General features: G+C 59.8%; 24 protein-coding genes. 8 read left to right on the forward strand and 16 right to left on the reverse strand.

The annotated features are described in order from the left end of the window. Nucleotides 1-54: 54 nt before the first annotated feature. Nucleotides 55-948, forward strand: a complete 894-nt coding sequence (locus ACZ1HH_RS11725; RefSeq protein WP_011539815.1) for a DMT family transporter — start codon at nt 55-57, stop codon at nt 946-948. On the opposite strand, the gene ACZ1HH_RS11730 is transcribed toward ACZ1HH_RS11725, so the two are convergent. The 6 genes from ACZ1HH_RS11730 to ACZ1HH_RS11755 all read right to left on the reverse strand — a co-directional run bounded on the left by ACZ1HH_RS11730 (nt 928) and on the right by ACZ1HH_RS11755 (nt 7,146). Further along, complete coding sequence (locus tag ACZ1HH_RS11730; RefSeq protein ID WP_472636711.1) at nt 928-1,518, reverse strand: TetR/AcrR family transcriptional regulator; 591 nt, start codon at nt 1,516-1,518, stop codon at nt 928-930. The two genes, ACZ1HH_RS11725 and ACZ1HH_RS11730, sit on opposite strands and share 21 nt — an antisense overlap. A 151-nt stretch (nt 1,519-1,669) precedes the next feature. Next, nucleotides 1,670-2,137: an Hsp20 family protein gene (locus ACZ1HH_RS11735; RefSeq protein WP_011539817.1), complete on the reverse strand. Its 468-nt coding sequence runs from the start codon at nt 2,135-2,137 to the stop codon at nt 1,670-1,672. A 140-nt stretch (nt 2,138-2,277) separates the two neighbouring features. Beyond that, nucleotides 2,278-3,132, reverse strand: a complete 855-nt coding sequence (locus ACZ1HH_RS11740; RefSeq protein WP_011539818.1) for a trypsin-like serine peptidase — start codon at nt 3,130-3,132, stop codon at nt 2,278-2,280. A gap of 92 nt (nt 3,133-3,224) precedes the next feature. Further along, nucleotides 3,225-4,544, reverse strand: a complete 1,320-nt coding sequence (gene glcF, locus ACZ1HH_RS11745) for a glycolate oxidase subunit GlcF (protein ID WP_472636712.1) — start codon at nt 4,542-4,544, stop codon at nt 3,225-3,227. A 4-nt stretch (nt 4,545-4,548) separates the two neighbouring features. Next, entirely contained in the window at nt 4,549-5,640 is a 1,092-nt protein-coding gene (locus tag ACZ1HH_RS11750) for an FAD-binding protein (RefSeq protein WP_472636713.1), read from the reverse strand. A gap of 57 nt (nt 5,641-5,697) precedes the next feature. Continuing rightward, nucleotides 5,698-7,146: an FAD-linked oxidase C-terminal domain-containing protein gene (locus ACZ1HH_RS11755; RefSeq protein ID WP_011539821.1), complete on the reverse strand. Its 1,449-nt coding sequence runs from the start codon at nt 7,144-7,146 to the stop codon at nt 5,698-5,700. Between the two features lie 81 nt (nt 7,147-7,227). Here ACZ1HH_RS11755 and ACZ1HH_RS11760 point away from each other — a divergent pair, with 81 nt between their 5' ends. Further along, complete coding sequence (locus tag ACZ1HH_RS11760) at nt 7,228-7,950, forward strand: DUF599 domain-containing protein (RefSeq protein WP_011539822.1); 723 nt, start codon at nt 7,228-7,230, stop codon at nt 7,948-7,950. A gap of 35 nt (nt 7,951-7,985) precedes the next feature. Next, on the forward strand, nt 7,986-8,345 hold the full coding sequence (locus ACZ1HH_RS11765) for a hypothetical protein (RefSeq protein ID WP_472636714.1): 360 nt from the start codon (nt 7,986-7,988) through the stop codon (nt 8,343-8,345). 5 nt (nt 8,346-8,350) lie between these two features. Here the strand turns inward: ACZ1HH_RS11765 and rlmH are convergent, their stop codons facing one another. From rlmH to ACZ1HH_RS11780, 3 genes are all read right to left on the reverse strand, one after another. Then, on the reverse strand, nt 8,351-8,821 hold the full coding sequence (gene rlmH, locus ACZ1HH_RS11770; protein ID WP_416369089.1) for a 23S rRNA (pseudouridine(1915)-N(3))-methyltransferase RlmH: 471 nt from the start codon (nt 8,819-8,821) through the stop codon (nt 8,351-8,353). 129 nt (nt 8,822-8,950) lie between these two features. Then, a complete protein-coding gene (gene rsfS, locus ACZ1HH_RS11775) occupies nt 8,951-9,310 on the reverse strand; it encodes a ribosome silencing factor (protein ID WP_011539825.1) in 360 nt (119 codons plus the stop codon). Between the two features lie 130 nt (nt 9,311-9,440). Continuing rightward, entirely contained in the window at nt 9,441-10,868 is a 1,428-nt protein-coding gene (locus ACZ1HH_RS11780; protein WP_472636715.1) for a mechanosensitive ion channel family protein, read from the reverse strand. Nucleotides 10,869-10,997: 129 nt separating this feature from the next. On the opposite strand from ACZ1HH_RS11780, the gene ACZ1HH_RS11785 reads away from it, so the two are divergent. The 3 genes from ACZ1HH_RS11785 to leuD are packed head-to-tail and all read left to right on the forward strand — an operon-like array spanning nt 10,998 to nt 13,174. Then, the gene (locus ACZ1HH_RS11785; RefSeq protein WP_074712509.1) at nt 10,998-11,096 is read left to right on the forward strand and encodes an isopropylmalate isomerase; all 99 of its coding nucleotides are present in this window, start codon (nt 10,998-11,000) and stop codon (nt 11,094-11,096) included. Between the two features lie 56 nt (nt 11,097-11,152). Beyond that, on the forward strand, nt 11,153-12,556 hold the full coding sequence (gene leuC / locus ACZ1HH_RS11790; protein ID WP_472636716.1) for a 3-isopropylmalate dehydratase large subunit: 1,404 nt from the start codon (nt 11,153-11,155) through the stop codon (nt 12,554-12,556). A 12-nt stretch (nt 12,557-12,568) separates the two neighbouring features. After that, nucleotides 12,569-13,174 carry a 3-isopropylmalate dehydratase small subunit gene (gene leuD, locus ACZ1HH_RS11795; RefSeq protein ID WP_472636717.1) on the forward strand — a complete coding sequence of 202 codons (606 nt, stop codon included), beginning with the start codon at nt 12,569-12,571 and terminating at the stop codon, nt 13,172-13,174. Nucleotides 13,175-13,572: 398 nt separating this feature from the next. Here leuD and pheS read toward each other — a convergent pair whose 3' ends face one another. Next, on the reverse strand, nt 13,573-14,646 hold the full coding sequence (pheS, locus tag ACZ1HH_RS11800) for a phenylalanine--tRNA ligase subunit alpha (RefSeq protein WP_416369091.1): 1,074 nt from the start codon (nt 14,644-14,646) through the stop codon (nt 13,573-13,575). A gap of 221 nt (nt 14,647-14,867) precedes the next feature. Between pheS and ACZ1HH_RS11805 the strand changes: the two genes are divergently transcribed. Then, nucleotides 14,868-15,851 (forward strand): adenylate/guanylate cyclase domain-containing protein, encoded by a 984-nt coding sequence (locus tag ACZ1HH_RS11805; protein ID WP_416369092.1) that lies wholly within the window; start codon nt 14,868-14,870, stop codon nt 15,849-15,851. 113 nt (nt 15,852-15,964) lie between these two features. Here the strand turns inward: ACZ1HH_RS11805 and rplT are convergent, their stop codons facing one another. The 6 genes from rplT to ACZ1HH_RS11835 form a co-directional block, all read right to left on the reverse strand. Then, the gene (gene rplT / locus ACZ1HH_RS11810; protein WP_011539832.1) at nt 15,965-16,330 is read right to left on the reverse strand and encodes a 50S ribosomal protein L20; all 366 of its coding nucleotides are present in this window, start codon (nt 16,328-16,330) and stop codon (nt 15,965-15,967) included. A 15-nt stretch (nt 16,331-16,345) separates the two neighbouring features. After that, nucleotides 16,346-16,546, reverse strand: coding sequence for a 50S ribosomal protein L35 (rpmI, locus tag ACZ1HH_RS11815; RefSeq protein WP_009178285.1), 201 nt, complete (start codon nt 16,544-16,546; stop codon nt 16,346-16,348). Between the two features lie 116 nt (nt 16,547-16,662). Next, nucleotides 16,663-16,884 (reverse strand): hypothetical protein, encoded by a 222-nt coding sequence (locus ACZ1HH_RS11820; protein ID WP_011539833.1) that lies wholly within the window; start codon nt 16,882-16,884, stop codon nt 16,663-16,665. Nucleotides 16,885-16,920: 36 nt separating this feature from the next. Continuing rightward, nucleotides 16,921-18,366 (reverse strand): pyruvate kinase, encoded by a 1,446-nt coding sequence (gene pyk / locus ACZ1HH_RS11825; RefSeq protein ID WP_416369093.1) that lies wholly within the window; start codon nt 18,364-18,366, stop codon nt 16,921-16,923. A gap of 347 nt (nt 18,367-18,713) precedes the next feature. After that, nucleotides 18,714-19,718 (reverse strand): NAD(P)H-quinone oxidoreductase, encoded by a 1,005-nt coding sequence (locus ACZ1HH_RS11830; protein ID WP_416369094.1) that lies wholly within the window; start codon nt 19,716-19,718, stop codon nt 18,714-18,716. A gap of 116 nt (nt 19,719-19,834) precedes the next feature. Then, nucleotides 19,835-20,545: a COQ9 family protein gene (locus ACZ1HH_RS11835; RefSeq protein ID WP_472636718.1), complete on the reverse strand. Its 711-nt coding sequence runs from the start codon at nt 20,543-20,545 to the stop codon at nt 19,835-19,837. Between the two features lie 117 nt (nt 20,546-20,662). Between ACZ1HH_RS11835 and rpsU the strand changes: the two genes are divergently transcribed. After that, the gene (gene rpsU, locus ACZ1HH_RS11840; RefSeq protein ID WP_005614280.1) at nt 20,663-20,869 is read left to right on the forward strand and encodes a 30S ribosomal protein S21; all 207 of its coding nucleotides are present in this window, start codon (nt 20,663-20,665) and stop codon (nt 20,867-20,869) included. Nucleotides 20,870-20,899 lie beyond the last annotated feature (30 nt).

Consider the following 20,899-nt stretch of genomic DNA (forward strand, 5'->3'; position numbering starts at 1 on the left):
GGTCTATTCGTTTGCCTTGGGTCAATTGCGGACCGAGGAAAGGACAACACGCAGATGACTCAATCGCTTCCTACCCCGCTCAAGGCGGCTGGCCTCATGGTCATCGCCGGAGCCTGCTTTGCGCTGGTGAACACCGCACTGCAATCGGCCACGATGCTGCATGGGGCCTCTGCTCCGATGGTGACTTTCTGGCAGTATCTGATCGCGCTTCTGTTTTACATCCCATGGATCTGGCGCAACTGGACTGCCGTTCTGTCGACCCGGCAAATGATCACCCATGTGATCCGGGTCGTGCTGGCCGTTGCCGGTGTGCAACTCTGGACGCTTGGGCTGGCCCATGTGCCAATCTGGCAGGCGATTGCCTTGATCTTGCTTTCGCCCTTTTTTGTCACCATCGGCGCGGGTCTTTTCCTCGGCGAAGATGTTTCCTTGCACCGCTGGGGCGCTGTTGTTGTGGGCATCTTTGGTGGCATGGTGATCCTGGCCCCGTGGTCAGATCGCTTCCAGATCGCGGCCCTTCTGCCAGTCGCTGCGGCGGCCTTTTGGGCTGCGAGTTCCGTTGTGACCAAGCACCTCACACGGCGCGATAGCACCGAGACGGTCACGATCTATCTGCTGCTGCTGCTCAGCCCTGCAAATGCGCTCCTGTCACTTGGTGGCGGCTTTGCACTGCCAGAAGGCACTATCTGGCTTGTGATTGGCGCGGGACTGTTGACAGCTCTGGCGCAGCATAGCCTGGTGCGGGCCTACACGCTGGCAGATGCAGCGTTCCTTCAACCCTTTGATCACCTGAAACTGGTCTTCAACGTGGGGCTGGGCGCAGTTGTCTTTGGGTTCTTGCCGGATGGCAACATGTGGCTGGGCACCGCGCTGATCATTGTTGCAAGCGCCTATCTGCTGAATAGAGAGGCCCGTGCTAAACCGGGTTCAGCCGCGCAAAACGCCTGAGACCATCTCGGCAAATGGGGCGCGGGCCTGAACCTTAGCCGTACTCAGCACGCTGGCATCGTAATATCGCCCCCAGGCGTCGTGCGTACATCCCATCAGGGACGCAGCTCCCAAGAGCTGCGTCACCACGCCCAATGCCCCGGCAACGCCTTTGCCCTCCCAGCGCTCGGTGGCTTGCACGGTGGCGACGAGGCTTTCAAACAAGGTCGCAAAAGACGTACCCCCGTCACGTGGCAGCGCCTGATCCAAAAGCTCTCGCAACACGATCTGGGCCGAGGCGCAATCCGCCTGCAACGCCGATTGGTAGGCTGCAAAGAACGTCTCCAGTTGCTCTTCTGGCGGGCGGTCATCTTCCATCGCATCAAACAACAGTTGCAGTACCGACGACGCCGCCTGTTCAACCGCCAAAGCATAGAGCGCGTTCTTGCTCCCAAAATGGTGCAACAGCGCCTGTTTGCTGAGGCCGAGTTCCTGTGCGATGGCTGAGATGGAGGCCCCGGCATACCCATGTGCCGCAAACAAGCGGCAAGCGCTTTCGATCAACTGTGTGCGGGTACTGGTTAATGTCATCTCGGCCAGGGTCATACATCCATTAAGGCAGGCATTCTGCCGCAGGACAACCTACCGCTTGGTAAATAACGTAAATCCATGAATAAAAAGAGCTCCCGGCCAACCAGCCGGGAGCCCTCGGAATAGGACGCAACTCGCATCCTGCGTCAGATCAGTTCACGGTCGAGCCCGAAATTTCCTTGGGCTTGGACGCCGCAGCGGAGGAAATCTCGATCCGGCGCGGCTTCAGCGCTTCAGGCACTTCTCGCACGAGATCGATATGGAGCATGCCGTCGCCGTGGCTGGCGCCCTGCACCCGCACATGATCTGCAAGGGTGAAACGGCGCTCAAAGGCTCGGGTTGCAATCCCGCGATGCAGGTAAGTGCGCTCGCCGTTCTCTTCGGACTTGCGCGCGGACACGACCAGTGCGTGCTCTTTTACCTCGACGTTCAGCTCGTCTTCGGAAAAGCCCGCGACAGCGATCGAGATGCGGTAGGCATCGTCCGAGGTTTTTTCAATGTTGTATGGGGGGTAGCTTGGCTGCTGGAGATCCGAGCTCATCACCCGGTCCATCAAATCGGCAATCTGGTCGAAGCCGACAGTTGCACGGTGCAGCGGAGCAAAATCAAACGTACGCATGGTTCATCCTCATCTTTGAGCGATAACTGCTATAAAGCCCTCCCAACACGGGACGGGCGGATTGATCCAAGGCCCAGTCTTTGGCGCCTTGGGTACATCCCATGTATGAAGGGTCATTCTTGTTTCAAGAGGGGGCGAATTCAGTTGGAAATGAATTTTGCACCAATGTCGCTGCGGCGCGGTTCCCCGACCTGAACGCGACCAACCCCCTGAGGCATCCGGCTGCCGACATGGGCCCCGGTCAGCTGTGACTGCAAAAGCGCCAGTTCCTCGGCCAGCGACGCGCCCAGAGAAACGGCAGAACCCTCGACACGCGCCTTGGCTGAGACCACCGATACGATCCGCGGGCGTCCAGCGTCAAACGAGAACACAGGGGCGCCAGAGGCCCCGAAGTCCACGTCACAGGACATCACCAGGACACCATCCTGACGAGCAATCACCTTGCAGACCTCTTGGAGCGAGGGCGCCTCGGAGCGGTCCTGCGCGTAGGACACCACACCGACCCGGGCCCCCTCGCGGGGGCGCGCGTCGGTTTCAAATGGCGTAACGGTAGTGTTGCGAATGGGGCGTTGCAGTTGCAACAGGGCAATGTCGTTCCGGACTCGTTTTGCCGACAGTGTCCCGTCATAGACATAGCGCGGATGCAGGACCGCCCGCTTCACCGCGCGATAGGCCGAGGCTCGGCCGTTGCGCCATCCCGCCAAAAACTCGATTGAGGTCGGGTCGATCTGGGCCATGGTGTCGCGATCATAAAGGCAATGCGCCGCCGTCAGCACGATATCCGGAGCAATCAAGGCCCCGGTGCAGAACCCCTCGCCCGCGCGATCCAGCCGCCCTACCGCTTCCCAGTCTCGGCCTGCATCTGTGGTTTCAAGACTTTTAAGACGCGTATCATTGCCGCGCAGTGTTGTGCCCGCCACCGCAGCAGCAGACAACACGCATAAAACACCACTAACAATCAATTTCTTAATCGGCAGCACGGGCAAACTCCACATCCCCTATGCGACAGCCTAGCCAACGCTTCGGGCAAAAGTTGGGCGCAGAACGACGATTCCGCGCGCCTTTCTGTGATGCCGCCTGTGCAGCTTCAGCGCAAGATGGGAACTGAGGGTCGGCTGCGCTCCGCCGTGAGGGCGGGTGGCTGAGGGCCTCCGGTTGCCCAGTCCAAGAGCTCCACAGTGTGCACGATCGGGATCTCGGTGCCAGATCCGATTTGAATCATGCACCCGATGTTCCCCGCAGAGATGATGTCGGGATTTTTCGCCTCGAGCGTGCGCAGCTTGCGTGCCTTGAGCTGTGCGGAAATCTCCGGCTGCAGCAGATTATAGGTCCCTGCAGAGCCGCAGCACAGATGGCTGTCGGCTGGTTCAACCACTCGAAAGCCCGCGCGTTTCAGCAGCGTCTTGGGATGCGTCTTGATCTGTTGGCCATGCTGGAGCGAACAGGCGGCGTGATAGGCGACCGTCAGCCCCTTGTCCTCACCCTCTGGCATTTCAAGCTGCATCAGCAACTCGGAGATATCCATCGCCAGGTTCGACACAGTTGCCGCATCCTGTGCCAGCGCATCATTGCGGAACATGTGGCCGTAGTCCTTGACCGTGGTACCACAGCCCGATGTGTTGATGACAATCGCATCAAGGCCCTTGCCGTTCTTCTCTGCCATCCACGCGCGGATGTTCTTGGCGGCGGTTGCGTGGCTTTCGTCCTCACGCCCCATGTGATGCGTCAGAGCCCCGCAACAGCCGGCCCCGTCCGCCACAACCACCTCGCAGCCCAAACGCCGAAGGAGCCGGATGGTGGCGTCATTGATATCCGTATTGAGCGCCTTTTGCGCGCAGCCCGTCATAAGCGCCACGCGTTTCACTTGCCGCCCTTCCGGCGCAAAACTCTGCGGATCGTCATTGCGGCTCACCGGGGGGATCACCTTTGGCGCCATCTCCAGCATCGCCCGCAGCCTTGGGTCAGGCATCAGTCCCCGGAAGGGACGCGCAATCTTTGCTCCCAACAGCGCGAGACGAAACCGCGTGGGATAGGGCAGGATGCGCGCCAGGATCCATCGCAGTGCACGATCACCAAAGGGACGTTTGTAATGCTTGTCGATATAGGCACGCGCGTGATCCACAAGATGCATGTAATGCACGCCCGATGGACAAGTGGTCATACAAGCAAGGCACGACAGGCATCTGTCGATATGCTTTACGGTTTTCTCATCCGGGACGCGCTCGTTCTCGAGCATATCCTTGATGAGGTAAATCCGGCCTCTTGGGCTGTCCAACTCGTCCCCGAGCACTTGATAGGTCGGACAGGTCGCCGTGCAAAAACCACAGTGCACACAGGTGCGCAGGATCTCGTTGGCCCGCTGCGTACCGGGGTCCTGCAATTGCGCGTCGGTGAAACTCGTTTGCATTGTCTTACCCCATCAAACCCGGATTGAAGATCCCACGCGGATCAAATTGCTGCCGCAGCCCAGCTGAAATCGCCGCCAAAGGCGCAGGCTCCGGGTGATGCCGCGCCACCGGGCTGCGCCCCTCGGACCGGATCAAGGTGGCGTGACCCGCTACCGTCATCCGCTGACGCAGATCGACGCCTTTTGGCGTGACGGCCCAGATCAGCCCCCCGCCCCAATCACAGAAACACCGCGTCGCCCCAAGCGCAGGGATCAAGGCCACCGCATCCGAGGGTTTGACGGACAATCGCCAGACGTCACCCTCCACCCCAGCCAGGGCCTTGAGATCGCGAATATCGCGCCAGAGCTCTTCGGAGCCTGAAACCTCCTCCACTTCCCCGAAAGGAGCAAGCAGCGCGCGCAGGGCCTCTGCACGATAGCGCACCGCGCCCTCAAAACCCTCAAGGCGCACATATGCGACCCGTTCAGTCGGATCATAAGCCGCCCCTGTCACGTCATAGGGCGACCCAAGTGCTGCCGACAAGGCGGCAACCCCCTCTGGCAGATCCACACCCCGCACCGCGAGTGTGGTTTGTGTTTCCGCGCAGGGCAGCACTTTGAGCGAGACTTCGGTCAGCACCCCCAAGGTGCCATGGGCGCCCGCCATCAGTTTCACGAGGTCATAGCCCGTGACGTTTTTCATCACCCGGCCGCCGTTGCTCAGTACCTCTCCGCGCCCGTCGACAAACCGCACGCCCAGAAGAAAATCTCGTGCAGCGCCACATTGAATACGCCGTGGCCCCGAGGCATTAGTGGCAAATGCGCCGCCAATCGTCGGCGCGCCTTCCGTACCGAGAAGTCCGCGCAGATCCAGAGGTTCGAAAGCAAGGCGCTGGTTCTCTGCCGCCAACAGGGTTTCGATCTCCGCCACTGGCGTCCCCGCACCGACCACCAGCGTCAACGCACCCGGCTCATAAAGTTTCACGCCCGACAGTCCCTGCGTCGTCAACACCTCTCCGGGGACAGACACACCCCGGGTGCCCCCACCCTGTATGCATAGAGGCTCATGCGCTCCGGCAATGATGTCGGCAAGTTCTGCCTCGCTCTGCGCTGTCATCATTTCACCTTTTTCCAAATATCCTTGGGGGTTCGGGGGCAACACCCCCGCTTTGCGCTACTGCGCCGCAATCGCGACGTTGCGCCGGCTCTGCGTGGTTGACAGCGGAAAGACCTTTGCCGGGTTCAACAGCCACTTCGGATCAAACACATCCTTCACGCGCAACTGGGCTTCGATGTCAGCAAGTGCATATTGATGCAGCATCAGATCTCGCTTTTCGATCCCAACGCCGTGTTCGCCGGTCAGACACCCCCCGACCTCGACACAGAGCTTCAGGATCTCGGCCCCGAAGGCTTCGCACAGCTCCAGATCACCGGGTTTGTTGGCATCAAACAGGATCAGCGGGTGCATGTTGCCATCCCCTGCGTGAAACACGTTTGCCACTTTCAGGCCGAACTCCGCGCTCATCTCCCCGATGCGACGCAGAACCTGCGGCAGGGCAGAAACGGGAATCGTCCCATCAAGACACATGTAGTCGTTGATCTGTCCCATCGCACCAAACGCGGATTTGCGTCCAAGCCAGATGCGCGCGGCTTCCTCGGAATCCCCCGCTTCGCGCAACTCCACCGGGTTGTGGCGCCGCGCGATCTCGGTGATGAGCTTCAGCTGATGGTCGATTTCTGCTTCTGACCCTTCGACTTCGATGATCAGCAAAGCTTCGCACATCGGATAGCCCGCTTTGGCAAACGCTTCGCAGGCTTCAATGCAAGGACGGTCCATGAACTCAATCGCCACCGGCAGAACGCCCGCTTTGATGATATCAGAAACACAGGCCCCAGCGACTTCATTGCTGTCAAAGGCCACAAGCACGGGCCGCGCCCCTTCGGGTTTGCGCAAAATCCGGAGGGTGGCTTCGGTCACCACGCCCAGCTGCCCCTCACTGCCGCAGATCACCCCGAGGAGATCAAGCCCACCGGCATCCAGATGCGCGCCACCTATTTCGACAACCGTTCCGTCCATCATCACCATGGTGACCCCAAGAAGGTTGTTGGTCGTCACCCCGTATTTGAGACAATGCGCCCCACCGGAATTCATTGCGATGTTGCCAGCAATCGCACAGGCGAGCTGTGAAGAGGGGTCAGGCGCATAAAAGAAATCCTCTTCTTCCACGGCGCCGGACACCGACAGGTTGGTGCGCCCGGTCTGAACACGGATGACACGATTGTCGTAGTCCGTCTCCAGCACCTCGTTCATCCGCGCCACCCCGAGGATTACGCAGTCTGCGGTAGGCAATGCGCCCCCCGCCAGCGATGTTCCAGCTCCACGCGGTACAACGGGTACATTCATCTGGTGACATATCCGCAGAACGTCTGACACTTCCTGAGTAGAGCGCGGCAGAACCGCCAGCATCGGCGGACATTTATAGGCCGTCAGCGCGTCACACTCATACGCGCGTGTCTCTGCTTCATCCGAAATCAGCGCATCCTTTGGCAACACCTGTTGCAGGCGCTGCAAAAGCTCTGCCTTCAAGGACAGGATGGCGGCATTGGGGGGTGGCATCTCCATGCGGGCTCTCCTCTTTGGTAAAATAATATTACCAATCTATCACCTCTGGCAAGGCTGAACTGACTAAGCTAGGGTCGCCCTATGATTTGGATCGAGCGCCTGAGCCAGTTTTCTACGTGGGATTTCATAAGCCTGGCCTGCTATTTGCTGGGCTGGCTCTGGATTGGCTGGCGCATCGAAAATCCCAGCAAATCGCGCCCGTCCGTCTCGATCCTGATGGCAGATTTTCGACGCGAGTGGATGAAAGAGATGGTGACGCGCTCGCCCCGGATATTTGATTCGCAAGTCATCTCCTCCCTGCGCCAAGCCACGGCATTCTTCGCGTCGGCCACCATGCTCGCGCTTGGGGCGGGGCTTGCGCTCATTGGCAACACAGATCAGCTTGCAGGTGTTGCGCAGGATCTGGCACTCGGGCAAACCCCGGATTTTGTATGGGAGATCAAGATCATCCTCGTTCTGGCTGCGCTCACCAATGCGTTTCTCTCTTTTGTCTGGTCGCATCGGCTCTTTGGCTATTGTTCGGTGCTGATGGCCGCCGTCCCCAATGAACCGAGCGACCCCCGTGCCTATCCGCGCGCCTGCCAAGCCGCAGAGATCAACATCACCGCCGCGCGCAGCTTCAATCGCGGCCTGCGCGCCACATATTTCTCACTGGCCGGACTGGCATGGCTGGTGAGCGCCGAAGCCCTCATTATCGCCACGGTCATCACGCTGGCCGTGCTCTACAGGCGAGAGTTCATTTCCCGGTCGCGTCGCATCCTGATGCAATCAAAACCCGAAACCACGTCGCCCACCGAATTGTGACCTGCACAGGTCGCAACATCGGCTAGGCTGGCCCCATGCTGAGATATGTCCTGATCCCGTTCTTGGGCCTGGCCGGCCCATTTGCTGCCCATGCTGCAGATCCCGTCATCGAACAGGCGACCGCAGAGCCGAGCGGCGACACGTGGCGTTTTTCAGTTACGATCTCCCACCCCGATACCGGTTGGGAGCATTACGCGGACGGTTGGCGCGTGCTTGATATGGCGGGTAACGAAATCGGGCTGCGCGTGCTGGCCCATCCTCATGTGAATGAGCAACCCTTCACACGATCGCTTGCAGGTGTACGTGTTCCTGCGGGCACCACACAGGTGCAAATTCAGGCGCGCTGCAATCTCGACGGGTGGGCTGCCACAACAATCGTGATCGACCTGCCCTGACCTGATCAGACCCGGTGATAGGGACTGCCCGAGAGGATCGTGGCGGCGCGATAGACCTGCTCAGCCAGCATCAGGCGCACCATCATATGTGGCCAGACCATCTTGCCAAAGGAAATCGAAAAATCCGCTTCGGCGCGCAACGAGGGGTCGATTCCATCGGCACCACCGATGACAAAGACCAGATCCTGCCGCCCCATGTCGCGCCACCCTGCAAGCTTCTCGGCAAAATCCGGCGAGGATATGACCTTCCCCCGCTCATCCAAGGTACAGATCAGCGCCCCTTTGGGCAGTGCCTTGCGCAGCAGATCCGCTTCGGCGCCCATCCCTGCGTTTTTCTTGTCTTCGACCTCAATCACCCTGGCCGGGCCAAGACCCAGAGCGCGCCCGCTGCGGTCAAACCGCTGCAGATAGTCATCAATCAACGTCTTTTCCGGCCCAGCGCGCAGACGCCCGACCGCGCAGATATGTACGCGCATTCAAAATCCGATGTTAGGAGAGCTCTGCGCATGCAGGATGCATCACGCGAGAGGATAAATTGAACGGGCCGTATGATCTGCTCGGGTCAGGCGAGGCCCGACCCGCAACATGTCACTACGGAACCCGTGTCAGCTAGCGACAGCGCCAGCGGGCAGCCACATCTTCTCGATCTGGTAGAAGTCGCGCACTTCGGGACGGAAGATATGCACGATCACATCACCGGTGTCGATCAGAACCCAGTCACCTGCATCCTTGCCTTCGACCTTACAAGCGACGCCGAATTCATGCTTCAGCTTCTCAGTCAGTTTTTCGGACATTGCCGCAACCTGACGGGTCGAGCGGCCAGAGGCCACGACCATATAGTCACCGATGGAGGTCTTGCCGCGCAGGTCGATCTGCGTGACGTCCTCGGCCTTGTCTTCATCGAGAGAGGAAAGGATGCGCTCCAGCAGATCCTCGCTGGAGAATTGGGTTGCGGACGCTGCCATCACGGCTGCTCCGGACGGGGCGGCGACGGCCGCCTGAGGTTGGGGTGCCAGGACATTGTCCTCCTTGCTGCGCGCCGTCAGACCCCCGGCGCTGGGGTCCTCTCAAATGTAGCAACTGCGCCGCGCCTTTTCAATCAAGCTTCCGGGCTGTACCGCGCGACTGTGTCGCGCGCTCCGCATTGCCCCGCTCCTCGCCCTCGACGTCACCCCCAGGCGCCATACGGCCTTCGGCCATCTCGACAGCCAGACTATTGTTTAACAGGCGCAATTCCCGCTGCGGGAAGGGGATCGAAACCCCCTCGGCCTTGAAGGCGTCCCAAAGCGCGAGGAACACATTGCCGCGAATATTCGTAAGTCCGCCCGTTGGATCCGCGATCCAGAAGCGCAGGATGTAATCGACGCTGCTGTCCCCGAATCCAACGATATGACAGACCGGCCGCATACCATCGCGATCCAGCACGCGATCCACGGTCATCGTCGCAGCAATAGCCACTTTGCGCACCAAATGGGGATCGTCATCATAGCTTGTGCCAAAGTGAATATCGAGCCGCACATAGCGGTTGGAATGCGACCAGTTCACCACTTGCGAGGTAATCAGATCCTCGTTCGGGATCAGGTACTCCTTGCCATCCCGCGTCACCACAGAGACGTAGCGCGCGCCCAGGGCATTGATCCAACCAAAGGTCTCTCCAAGGGAAATCACATCTCCCGGCTTAATCGAGCGATCCATCAAGATGATGATGCCCGAGACCAGGTTGGAGACGACTTTTTGCAAGCCAAAACCAATCCCGACGCCCACCGCCCCCGACAGGACGGCCAGCCCCGTGAGATCAAATCCGATGGAGCGGATCACAATCACAAATGCGATCCCGTACAAAAGCACCTGCACCGCCTTGCCGGCGAGCACCTTCATGGAGGGCGACAGATCCTCGTTGCCGCTGAGGCCACGCTCGGCCAGAGCAGAGCCCATGCGCGCAAATGTAAGCAACGCAGTCGCCAACACCAGAGCCTTGAGCACAACCAGCAGCGAAAGATGGAAGGACCCAATATCAAAGGCGATGGAATCGAGAACCCGTGCGGTATCATCCACCAGGTTGAAGACTGCAAGCGTTGCGTAGATCCACAAGAGCCAAGAGGCGAGTTTGCGCAGGGTTGGGTTGGCAATAAAGCGTGCCATCAGCGCAATCACCAGCCACGCGGTCGCCAGTTTTGCAACCGCCCCGATAAGATAGCTTCGCGAGGGCCATGTCACCTCTTGCATGACCGCGAAGACCACCCAAGAAAAAACAGTGAAATAGATCAGCGACAGCCGCCTGAGCACTTGCACGGCCAGGCGAAGGCGCCACTTTGGCCAGCCCTCACGCGACCGCGCCCAAGCTTCCCAGCGCCCTTGGGTCAGCTTTCGCATCAGGATCGACGCCAAAACCAGAGCGATCACGATCAACACCTGGTACTGCCGCCACCCCGGGGTGAGCGCGATTTCCCAATAGTCTTGCGCCAGTTCCAAAAGGTAATCCAACGTGCCCTGTACCTCTTCGGGTAGAATGTCTTGCTCCATTCCTGTCCTCCTTCGCACCAGCATGTGCTGCAGTTGGGGCACTCTGCAAGGGGAACTGCCTGTCTTGTGATCGGACTGCACGGAGAACGAATCTTGATTGTCGCGAGGTGTGGATATATGCCACTGAGCATGACTCACGTATTGGCTCAGACGATTGCCCTTCAGGACCGCGCGCGACTGCGTGAACGGTTCTTTGGTGCCGCCCGCACGGTTCTTGCGCGCCTATAAGCTGCGCAGCCAGACCAGTTTCGCCAGCACATTTACCCACATACGGGAGAGGACCGATGTCCCCCAAAACACTCTATGACAAGATCTGGGATGCGCATGTCGCGCAAGAAGCCGAAGACGGCACCTGTCTGCTTTATATCGACCGTCACCTCGTTCACGAGGTGACAAGCCCGCAAGCCTTTGAAGGGCTGCGCATGGCAGGTCGCAAGGTGCACGCGCCAGAGAAAACCATCGCGGTGCCAGATCACAACGTCCCCACCACTGCAGGACGCGAAAACCCCGACCAGATGCCGGAGGACAGCCGCATCCAGGTAGCCGCCCTTGACACCAACGCGCGTGAATTCGGCGTGCATTACTATCCGGTGACCGACATCCGCCAGGGTATTGTGCACATCGTCGGCCCCGAGCAAGGCTGGACCCTGCCCGGCATGACCGTGGTCTGTGGCGACAGCCACACCGCGACCCACGGTGCCTTTGGCGCGCTGGCGCATGGCATTGGCACCTCGGAGGTGGAGCATGTGCTTGCCACCCAGACGCTGATCCAGAAGAAGTCCAAGAACATGAAGGTCGAGATCACCGGCAAGCTGTCGCCGGGCGTGACCGCCAAGGACATCGTTCTGACCATCATTGGCGAAACCGGCACCGGTGGCGGCACTGGCTATGTCATCGAGTATTGCGGTGAAGCGATCCGCGATCTGTCGATGGAAGGCCGCATGACAATCTGCAACATGGCCATTGAGGGCGGCGCACGCGCCGGCCTGATCGCGCCCGACGAGACCACCTTTGAATACGTCAAAGGCCGCCCGCATGCCCCCAAAGGCGCGCAGTGGGAAGCCGCCGTGAACTGGTGGAAAACGCTCTACTCTGACGACGATGCCCATTGGGACAAGATTGTGACCATCCGCGGCGAAGACATCGCGCCGACCGTCACATGGGGCACCAGCCCCGAAGACGCGCTGCCGATCACCGCAACCGTCCCCGCCCCCGAGGATTTCACCGGTGGCAAAGTCGAGGCCGCGCGCCGCGCGCTTGACTACATGGGCCTCACCCCCGGGATGAAGCTGTCGGACATCGAGATCGACACCGTGTTCATCGGCTCCTGCACCAACGGCCGCATCGAAGATCTGCGCGCCGCTGCGGATATAGTCAAAGGCAAGAAGATCAAGGACGGCATGCGCGCCATGGTGGTTCCGGGTTCCGGCCTCGTGCGCGCCCAGGCAGAAGAAGAGGGCCTTGCTGAGATCTTCAAGGACGCCGGTTTCGAATGGCGTCTGGCGGGCTGCTCCATGTGTCTGGCAATGAACCCCGACCAGCTGAGCGAGGGCGAGCGCTGCGCCTCCACCTCCAACCGGAACTTTGAAGGCCGTCAGGGCTTTAAGGGACGCACGCACCTGGTGTCGCCAGCCATGGCCGCCGCTGCTGCCGTTACCGGCAAACTCACCGACGTTCGCGAGCTCTGAAGGACAACACCCATGGAAAAGTTCGAAACCTTCACCGGGATTGCGGCGCCAATGCCGCTGGTCAACATCGACACCGATATGATCATCCCCAAGCAGTTCCTGAAAACCATCAAACGCTCCGGCCTTGGTGTGCATGCCTTTGACGAGATGCGGTATGATCGGCAGGGCAACGAAGTTCCCGACTTCGTGCTGAACAAACCGGCCTATCGCGAGAGCTCAATCCTGGTGGCAGGCGACAACTTCGGTTGTGGTTCCTCGCGCGAGCACGCGCCTTGGGCACTGGCAGATTTCGGTATCAAAGTGGTGATCTCCACCTCTTTTGCCGACATCTTCTTCAACAACTGTTTCAAGAACGGCATGCTGCCAATCGTATTGCCGCAGGAACAGGTCGAACTGCTGATGAAGGACGCGGAGAAGGGCGAAAACGCCCGCATGACCGTGGATCTTGAGGCTCAGGAGATCACCACCTCCGAAGGCGATGTGATCAAGTTTGACGTTGATCCTTTCCGCAAGCACTGCCTGATCAATGGCCTCGATGACATTGGTCTGACGCTTGAGAAAGCGGATGCGATCAAGGCGTATGAAGAGCGCGCAGCGCAAGAGCGCCCCTGGGTCTGAGCCCCGTGACATCTGAAAGATAGAAAAGGCCGCCCTGGATGGGGCGGCCTTTTGTTTGGATAATGTGTTGAACGCACTCTTGATCGCGGCGAAACCGCCTAACGGTTCCTAGACCTCTCAAGCAGCTTTCGGGTCTTTCGATTTTGCACCTGAAGCGCAGAAACGTCATCGGCGCGCTGGCGTCTGTCCCGAAATGCCGCGAAGGCAAAAATACCGACCGGAATTGTGATCACAATTAGGTACCCTGCCGCAACCCAGACAGGCATGAGTTCGACACAGAGCACGAACCCGATGAATGAGGCCATCTCAATCACAAGGATCTGCCAATGCCTCATTCTACGCGAAAGCGCGGCACACCAGTCGATGTACCGCGCCAGATACAAGCCGATTAGAAACACTTAGCGGCTCAGGCCGCCATGCAGTGTCGGCACGTCCAGACAGCTGAAGCCATAGTGACGCAACCAGCGCAGGTCGCTCTCAAAGAAGGCGCGTAGATCTGGGATGCCGTATTTCAGCATCGCCAGTCGGTCGATACCGATGCCAAAGGCAAAGCCCTGATACTTTTCGGGGTCGATCCCGCCAGCGGCGATCACCTTCGGATGCACCATGCCGGAGCCGAGAATTTCAAGCCAGTCGTCGCCTTCACCGATCTTCAGCTGACCATTATCCCAGCTGCAGCGGATGTCGACCTCTGCGGAGGGCTCCGTGAAGGGGAAGTGTGACGCGCGGAAACGCAGCTCAACCTCGTCCACTTCGAAGAAGCTCTTCACGAACTCCTCCAGAACCCATTTGAGGTTCGCCATGGAGATGTTTTCGTCCAGCGCCAGCCCTTCGACCTGATGGAACATCGGGGTGTGGGTCTGATCATAGTCGGCGCGGTAGACGCCACCGGGACAGATGATGCGCAAGGGCGCGCCCAGTTTCTCCATCGAGCGGATCTGAACGGGGCTTGTGTGCGTGCGCAGTACATGCGGCGGGCGATCATCGCCCTCGGCGCGGTGCATGTAGAACGTGTCCATCTCGGCACGGGCCGGGTGATGGCCGGGGATATTCAGCGCATCAAAGTTGTACCAGTCGGTATCAACCCGCGGGCCTTCCTGAACGGAGAATCCCATTTCCGCAAAGATCGCGGTCAGCTCCTCGGACGCCTGAGAAATCGGGTGGATCGACCCTTGGCGGCGCGGACGCGTTGGCAGCGTCACATCGAGCCACTCCGAGCGCAGACGCTCATCGAGGGCTGCATCGCCAAGCGCTGCCTTCTTGGCCGCCAGCGCCGCGTTGATCTCATCCTTGAGCGCATTCAGCGCCGGGCCGGCCACCTGGCGCTCTTCGGGTGTCATCTTGCCCAGTTCACGCATTTTGAGGGCGACTTCGCCCTTTTTTCCCACAGCCGCGAGGCGCACGGCCTCCAGCGCGTTTTCATCCGTGGCTTCGGCGATCTGGCCGAGGTATTTTGCTTTAAGATCGTCCATGACGGCCCCTCAAGTCTCGCTTTGATGTCCTGCTACCACACGAGGCGTCGAAAGCAAGCACCCGAGGCGCCGGAGCGACGACATAGCCCATTCCTGTCGCCCTGCGTCTACGATTGCCCCCTCATTGTCGCCAAAGCTGTGCTGTCATTGGAAACCGCAAACCCCTTGCATGCGGCGGCGCGAAAGCCCACTTTGGGCCTGTATTCATTTGGGCCCTTGCTATGCATGATCGCATCACCCGCAAATTGACAACGATCCTGGCCGCGGATGCGGAGCAATTCAGCGCGGCGATGACAACCGATGAGGTAGGCACCTACACGGAGCTGCAGTCGGCGCGCGATGTGTTTTTCAAGCTGATCGAACGCCACGGCGGGCGGGTCGCCAATACCGCAGGCGACGGGCTGATTGCCGACTTCCCATCGGTTGTCGAGGCGGTGCAATGTGCGATCGAGGTTCAGCAGGAGCTTGCCGCCAAGGACAGCGCCCTCTCCTTTCGGATCGGCGTAAATCTGGGCGATGTGATCTGTGATGGCGAGGATCTGATTGGCGAGGGCGTGAACCTCGCAGCCCGCTTGCAAACGATGGCAGAACCGGGTGGCGTCCTGATCTCGCAACAGGTCTATGACCACGTCAAGAACAAGCTCTCCATCGGGTTTGAGTATCTGGGGGATCGCAGACCACGCAACCTTCCCGAAGATGTCGCGGTCTATCGTATCTCTTTGGGCGCACCACGCCCAAGCCGCGCCAGCCATCCACGCAGCAGCGCGCAGGTATGGTCGGACCCCGATCCGTTTGCCGATGCGCCGCAGCGCGACTACGGGCTGACGGATGAAGCGGAAGACCCAGAAGAGGCACCCCTGCGCGGGCTGGACCGGCTCGTTGGCCGCCGCCTGCCGCTAAGCGAGCGCAGCAAGACACTGGTGCTTGTCGCAGCCGGGCTTTTTGTGATCGACCTTGCCTCAGGACGGGGAATCTGGGCGCACTGGCCGCTGCTGGTGATCGCAATGGTGATCGGGTTGCGAGACGGGCCGCGCCTGCTTGGACGCACGGAGTTTCGTGGCATCCCGGTCAAACTATGTGTGATCGCAGCCTTTCTGCTACTGGTGAACCTTTTCAGCTGGCAGGGCGTCATGTGGTCCCTCTGGCCAATTGGAGGGATGGCTGCCTATTCTCTCCTGAAGCGACGCTGGTCAGAAGCCGAGTGAGGCCACTGCCCCGTGCGGACCTAGCACCGCTCTTGAAGAATTATCAGGATATAAAAACAAGAAACCCGCCGAATTGCTTCGGCGGGTTCAATCCGTTTGGCTTCACCTGAAAATCAGGCAGCCAGCGCGTCCTGTGCCTGACGCACGATCGCACCGAAAGCTTCGGGCTCGTGTACGGCGAGGTCGGCCAGAACCTTACGGTCCACTTCGATACCGGCCAGGTTCAGGCCGTTGATGAAGCGGGAGTAGGTCAGAGCCTCGTCGTGGCTGCGGACGGCAGCGTTGATACGCTGAATCCACAGGGCGCGGAAATTACGCTTGCGGTTCTTCCGGTCACGGGTTGCATACTGGTTGGCCTTATCGACGGCCTGACGGGCAACCTTGAAGGTGTTCTTGCGACGGCCGTAGTAACCTTTGGCTGCCTTGATGACCTTCTTATGACGGGCGTGAGTGACGGTACCACCTTTAACGCGGGACATATCTCAGATCTCCTCTTAGCGGTCGTAGGGCATGAAGCCCTTGACGATCTTTGCGTCCGGTGCGGACAGGGTGGTGGTTCCGCGTGCATCACGGATAAATTTCTTGTGACGTTTGATCATGCCGTGGCGCTTGCCGGCCTGACCAGCCATGACCTTGCCGGTCGCGGTCACTTTAAAGCGCTTTTTGGCGCTCGATTTTGTCTTCATCTTGGGCATTTCCGTCTCCTTATTCGTAGGTTCGCTACACACGCGACTCGGCATGCCACACTGGCCGGTCGCGCGAACAGGGCTGCCCTTTACGTCAGCCACTCACAAAGGGCAAGCGGTTTTGATCACAGAAAGCGCCCGATCACCCGAAAAAAGACATCCGGAACATCAGCGAGGCTATAACCACCCGGGTGGTTCAGCACGGCCCAAGCGATGCAGCCCCCCCCTAGAATCAGCATCGCCGCAGCCGTTATCGGGCTGCGGCGATGGGCATAGGCTGCAAAGAAGGCAGGCACACCAAGCCAGGCGAGTATCAGCCCAGTCACCAATAACAGGTCCGTGTCCATACGCCTCACCCCCTAATACATACGGGGGAAAGGGTATTATTCCGGGTCGGTATTGTAAATCAGGCGTTCATCACAAGGCGCAATGCGCAAGATATTGGTGGTGCCCGGTACGTTGAACGGCACACCGGCGGTGACGACAACCTGATCTGTCTCAGAGGCAAAGCCACCCGAACGCGCGGCACGCGCAGCAGATACCACAGCCCCCTTAAAGCGATCCACCTTGGGCGTCACCACACAGTTGCAACCCCAAGTCAGGCAAAGGCGGCGGGCGGTTTTTGCCAGCGGTGTCAGCGCGAGGATCGGCACATAGGGCCGCTCGCGCGCGGTCAGAAGCGCGGTGGTTCCGGACTGTGTAAAACAGCAGATCGCCTTGATCTCGGTCTTCTCCGCAATCTCGCGCGCAGCTGCCACGATGCCATCCGCGATGGTGTCACCCTTGGAAGAGCGGGAGGCGGCGATAATGTCGCGATATGTCGGGTCTTGCTCCACTTCGGTTGCGACCTTGTCCATCGTCTGAACCGCTTCGATAGGGTACTGACCCGCTGCAGACTCCGCGCTGAGCATGATAGCGTCGGTGCCCTCGTAGATCGCGGTTGCCACGTCAGAGACCTCTGCACGGGTGGGCATCGGGCTCTCGATCATGCTCTCGAGCATCTGTGTCGCCACAATCACGGGCTTTGCGGCCGCGCGGCTCTTGCGGACCAGGCGTTTCTGGATCGGCGGCACATGCGAAACCGGCAGCTCAACGCCAAGATCTCCGCGCGCTACCATGATGCCATCGGAGGCATCCAGAATTTCTGCAAAGTTGTCTACGGCGGCGGGCTTTTCGATCTTGGAGAGGATCGCGGCGCGCCCATCAGCCAGAGCGCGGGCCTCAAAGACGTCTTTTGCGCGTTGTACGAAGGACAGCGCCAGCCAGTCGACACCGAGCTCGCAGACAAACTCCAGATCCGCACGGTCTTTTTCCGAAAGTGCCGCCAACGGCAGGATCACATCGGGAACATTCACACCCTTGCGGTTCGAGATGGTGCCACCGGTGGTCACGACGCAATTGGCATAATCCTCGCCGCAATCCTCCACCTTGAGACGGATCTTGCCATCGTTGACCAGAAGCGAAGCACCGGGCTCCAGCGCCTGAAAAATCTCGGGGTGCGGCAGGCAAACGCGCGACAGATCGCCCTCGGCCGGATCGAGATCAAGGCGGAACTTTGCCCCTTCTTCGAGTTCCTCGGCACCATTCGCAAACACGCCGACGCGGAGTTTAGGTCCCTGCAGGTCGGCCAGAATGGCGATGGTGGAGTCCAGGTCTTCTTCGACTTGGCGGATGATCTTGTGCTTCACCGCGATTTCATCGTGGCTGCCGTGGGACATATTCAGGCGGAACACATCCGCACCTGCCTCATGCAGAGCGCGAATGGTCTCGTAGGTCTCGGAGGCAGGACCGAGCGTGGCCACGATTTTGACATTGCGCGTGCGTTTCATGGGATCTCCATCCTTCGGCAGCCGCATTTTTGAACGGCAAATCTTGATAACGAATTTACGTGGTAGGGCGCTATGCAACCAAAAGCTTCACACAGACCGTTAACGCAAACATTTCTGCGGGCCTTATGGCCCAATTCACGCTGTGCCGCAACTATTCTCGACTTTGATCACCAATTGATGTCGCTCTGGTGACCCCAGCATGACACCTTGATCCTATGTGATCGCCCTGCGCGCGGGCAACTGCGTTTGCAGCAATAAGAGCGCGCCTGGCTAGGGACTTGCCCCCACTCGCCGATAAAAATTCGACAAATGATCGGATAAACGCCAGCAGCTGTATCTCCAGCGCGTCAGTCGGCGCCTGCGACCTCCAGCACGATTTTTCCGATATGGGTCGATCCCTCCATGCGCGCATGTGCAATGGCGGCCTCCGCCAATGCGAAGGTCGAGTCCATCACGGGGCGCAGTTTTCCAGCCTCGATCAGCGGCCAAACGGCCTCCAGCAGATCCCGGGCGATGCGCGCCTTGGCAAGGTCGCTTTGGGGACGAAGAGTCGATCCCGTGACCGTGAGGCGGCGCGCCATGATCTGCGCAAAATTCAGCTCCGCCTTTGGGCCTTGCAGAAAGGCAATATGGACCAGCCGCCCATCATCCGCGAGCGCCTTGATGTTGCGGGGAATGTAGTCCCCACCCACCATATCCAGAATAAGATGTGCGCCCCCGTCTGCCTTGAGGATCTCCACAAAATCTTCATCGCGATAATTGATCGCGACATCTGCCCCGAGTCCGACGCAGGCAGCGCATTTGTCGTCCGACCCCGCGGTGGCATAGACCCGCGCCCCCAGCGCAGACGCCAACTGAATGGCCGTGGTGCCAATTCCCGAGGACCCGCCATGCACAAGGAAACGCTCTCCGGCGCGAAGGCCGCCGCGCGTGACGACATTCGACCAAACCGTGAAACAGGTCTCGGGCAGGCAGGCGGCCTCCTTGAGGCTCAGCCCTTTAGGAACCGGCAGGCAATGGGCTGCTGGCGTAGCGACATAGTCCGCGTAACCGCCGCCGGGCAGCAAGGCGCAGACGCGATCACCAAGATTCCAGCCGGTTACACCTTCGCCCAGCGCGACAATCTCGCCCGAGGCCTCCAGCCCAGGTAGGTCGCTCGCGCCTTTGGGCGGTGCATAGGCTCCGGCACGCTGCAAGGCATCCGGCCGGTTCACTCCGGCATATGCAACGCGGATCACCACCTGACCATAGCCAGCGGACGGCACCGGGCGCTCCACAAGCTTGAGCACATTCGGCGCGCCAAATTCCGAGATTTCAATCGCGCGCATTGTCTGCGGGAGTTCTAACGTCATCGGAACGGTCCTCTGCTATCTGTTGCCCAGAGACCTAGCATCCCCGCTTCAATCGGCCAAGCCATGCAAACTCTCGCCGCGCCCCGCGCGCGGGCCACCCGCCTCCGAGACCGCGCTCAGACGCGGGGCTGCCAGCGGCCCGGCAGGTCCTCGCGGCGTTCTGGCGCGCGAATATGGCTCATCACCCAGTTGGGCCCGGCCAGCAATGGTTTCAGGAGCGGGTTCTTGTTGACCTGCGCCTTCAAACTTTCAAACTGCATAACATTGTCGATGCGCCGATCCAGAAAGGCCCAACTTGCCTGGTGTTCCGGACTGTCATCGCCCAGCCAGAACAGCACCGTCGACGAATAAACTCCCGAAAGCGTGGCACGTTTGGTGTACCAATTGGCATCCTCTGAGGTGTCCCCGAGCGCCGTCCATATCGCATCAGCTGTGCCCCAGATCAGCTTTGCGCCTTCGGCGGCGTGCTGTGGCAGCGCAAATAGCGTTGCTCCGCGACGCACGGCCTCTTTGTCTTCGACGGCTTCCAGGCGGTACCGGACGGCCGCGGCAACACGGTCCCGGAACCGCAGGCTGCCAAGGTCGGCCTCTTTGAGGCGCGCCAGCATCATTGCATCACCGCGCTTGTGGTAGGCCACCGCCAAATCCACGGCACGACGCGGGAACAGGGCCTCTGCAAGAGTGGAATCTACGCCCGAATCAGCGACCGACGCATCCCAGGTTGCCGGGGTCCAGCCATCAAAAGCCACATGCATCAACGCAGCATCCAACAGTTTTTCCTGTATTTCCGTGCTGGGATCGGTGAAATTTCCTTGATTTTCAGCCATAGCAGCGATGCTCCTTTGTCCTGGCGGTTCCAGTACTAGACAATTTAGGACCATCTTGCTATACGGCCACCTCCTGCAAATCCTTGCAACTCAACTTAGAAAGGTGGTGAAAACCACATGCAGGTTAGTGTTCGCGACAACAACGTCGATCAGGCGCTCCGCGCCCTGAAGAAGAAGCTGCAGCGCGAAGGCGTCTTCCGCGAAATGAAGCTGAAGCAACATTTCGAGAAGCCCTCCGAGAAAAAAGCGCGCGAGAAAGCTGAAGCTATCCGCCGTGCCCGCAAGCTGGCACGCAAAAAAGCACAGCGCGAAGGTCTCCTCTGAGGTCACTCGCACGTCTCCAGTCGCTTCTGG

The organism is Epibacterium sp. HA2-3, from assembly GCF_055693725.2.

What these genes read in the sequence shown, in the direction of transcription:
- ACZ1HH_RS11725 (WP_011539815.1), top strand. Translation starts at nt 55, where the DNA reads ATGACTCAATCGCTTCCTACCCCGCTCAAGGCGGCTGGCCTCATGGTC.
- ACZ1HH_RS11730 (WP_472636711.1), bottom strand. Translation starts at nt 1,518, where the DNA reads ATGACATTAACCAGTACCCGCACACAGTTGATCGAAAGCGCTTGCCGC.
- ACZ1HH_RS11735 (WP_011539817.1), bottom strand. Translation starts at nt 2,137, where the DNA reads ATGCGTACGTTTGATTTTGCTCCGCTGCACCGTGCAACTGTCGGCTTC.
- ACZ1HH_RS11740 (WP_011539818.1), bottom strand. Translation starts at nt 3,132, where the DNA reads ATGTGGAGTTTGCCCGTGCTGCCGATTAAGAAATTGATTGTTAGTGGT.
- glcF (WP_472636712.1), bottom strand. Translation starts at nt 4,544, where the DNA reads ATGCAAACGAGTTTCACCGACGCGCAATTGCAGGACCCCGGTACGCAG.
- ACZ1HH_RS11750 (WP_472636713.1), bottom strand. Translation starts at nt 5,640, where the DNA reads ATGACAGCGCAGAGCGAGGCAGAACTTGCCGACATCATTGCCGGAGCG.
- ACZ1HH_RS11755 (WP_011539821.1), bottom strand. Translation starts at nt 7,146, where the DNA reads ATGGAGATGCCACCCCCCAATGCCGCCATCCTGTCCTTGAAGGCAGAG.
- ACZ1HH_RS11760 (WP_011539822.1), top strand. Translation starts at nt 7,228, where the DNA reads ATGATTTGGATCGAGCGCCTGAGCCAGTTTTCTACGTGGGATTTCATA.
- ACZ1HH_RS11765 (WP_472636714.1), top strand. Translation starts at nt 7,986, where the DNA reads ATGCTGAGATATGTCCTGATCCCGTTCTTGGGCCTGGCCGGCCCATTT.
- rlmH (WP_416369089.1), bottom strand. Translation starts at nt 8,821, where the DNA reads ATGCGCGTACATATCTGCGCGGTCGGGCGTCTGCGCGCTGGGCCGGAA.
- rsfS (WP_011539825.1), bottom strand. Translation starts at nt 9,310, where the DNA reads ATGGCAGCGTCCGCAACCCAATTCTCCAGCGAGGATCTGCTGGAGCGC.
- ACZ1HH_RS11780 (WP_472636715.1), bottom strand. Translation starts at nt 10,868, where the DNA reads ATGGAGCAAGACATTCTACCCGAAGAGGTACAGGGCACGTTGGATTAC.
- ACZ1HH_RS11785 (WP_074712509.1), top strand. Translation starts at nt 10,998, where the DNA reads ATGACTCACGTATTGGCTCAGACGATTGCCCTTCAGGACCGCGCGCGA.
- leuC (WP_472636716.1), top strand. Translation starts at nt 11,153, where the DNA reads ATGTCCCCCAAAACACTCTATGACAAGATCTGGGATGCGCATGTCGCG.
- leuD (WP_472636717.1), top strand. Translation starts at nt 12,569, where the DNA reads ATGGAAAAGTTCGAAACCTTCACCGGGATTGCGGCGCCAATGCCGCTG.
- pheS (WP_416369091.1), bottom strand. Translation starts at nt 14,646, where the DNA reads ATGGACGATCTTAAAGCAAAATACCTCGGCCAGATCGCCGAAGCCACG.
- ACZ1HH_RS11805 (WP_416369092.1), top strand. Translation starts at nt 14,868, where the DNA reads ATGCATGATCGCATCACCCGCAAATTGACAACGATCCTGGCCGCGGAT.
- rplT (WP_011539832.1), bottom strand. Translation starts at nt 16,330, where the DNA reads ATGTCCCGCGTTAAAGGTGGTACCGTCACTCACGCCCGTCATAAGAAG.
- rpmI (WP_009178285.1), bottom strand. Translation starts at nt 16,546, where the DNA reads ATGCCCAAGATGAAGACAAAATCGAGCGCCAAAAAGCGCTTTAAAGTG.
- ACZ1HH_RS11820 (WP_011539833.1), bottom strand. Translation starts at nt 16,884, where the DNA reads ATGGACACGGACCTGTTATTGGTGACTGGGCTGATACTCGCCTGGCTT.
- pyk (WP_416369093.1), bottom strand. Translation starts at nt 18,366, where the DNA reads ATGAAACGCACGCGCAATGTCAAAATCGTGGCCACGCTCGGTCCTGCC.
- ACZ1HH_RS11830 (WP_416369094.1), bottom strand. Translation starts at nt 19,718, where the DNA reads ATGACGTTAGAACTCCCGCAGACAATGCGCGCGATTGAAATCTCGGAA.
- ACZ1HH_RS11835 (WP_472636718.1), bottom strand. Translation starts at nt 20,545, where the DNA reads ATGGCTGAAAATCAAGGAAATTTCACCGATCCCAGCACGGAAATACAG.
- rpsU (WP_005614280.1), top strand. Translation starts at nt 20,663, where the DNA reads ATGCAGGTTAGTGTTCGCGACAACAACGTCGATCAGGCGCTCCGCGCC.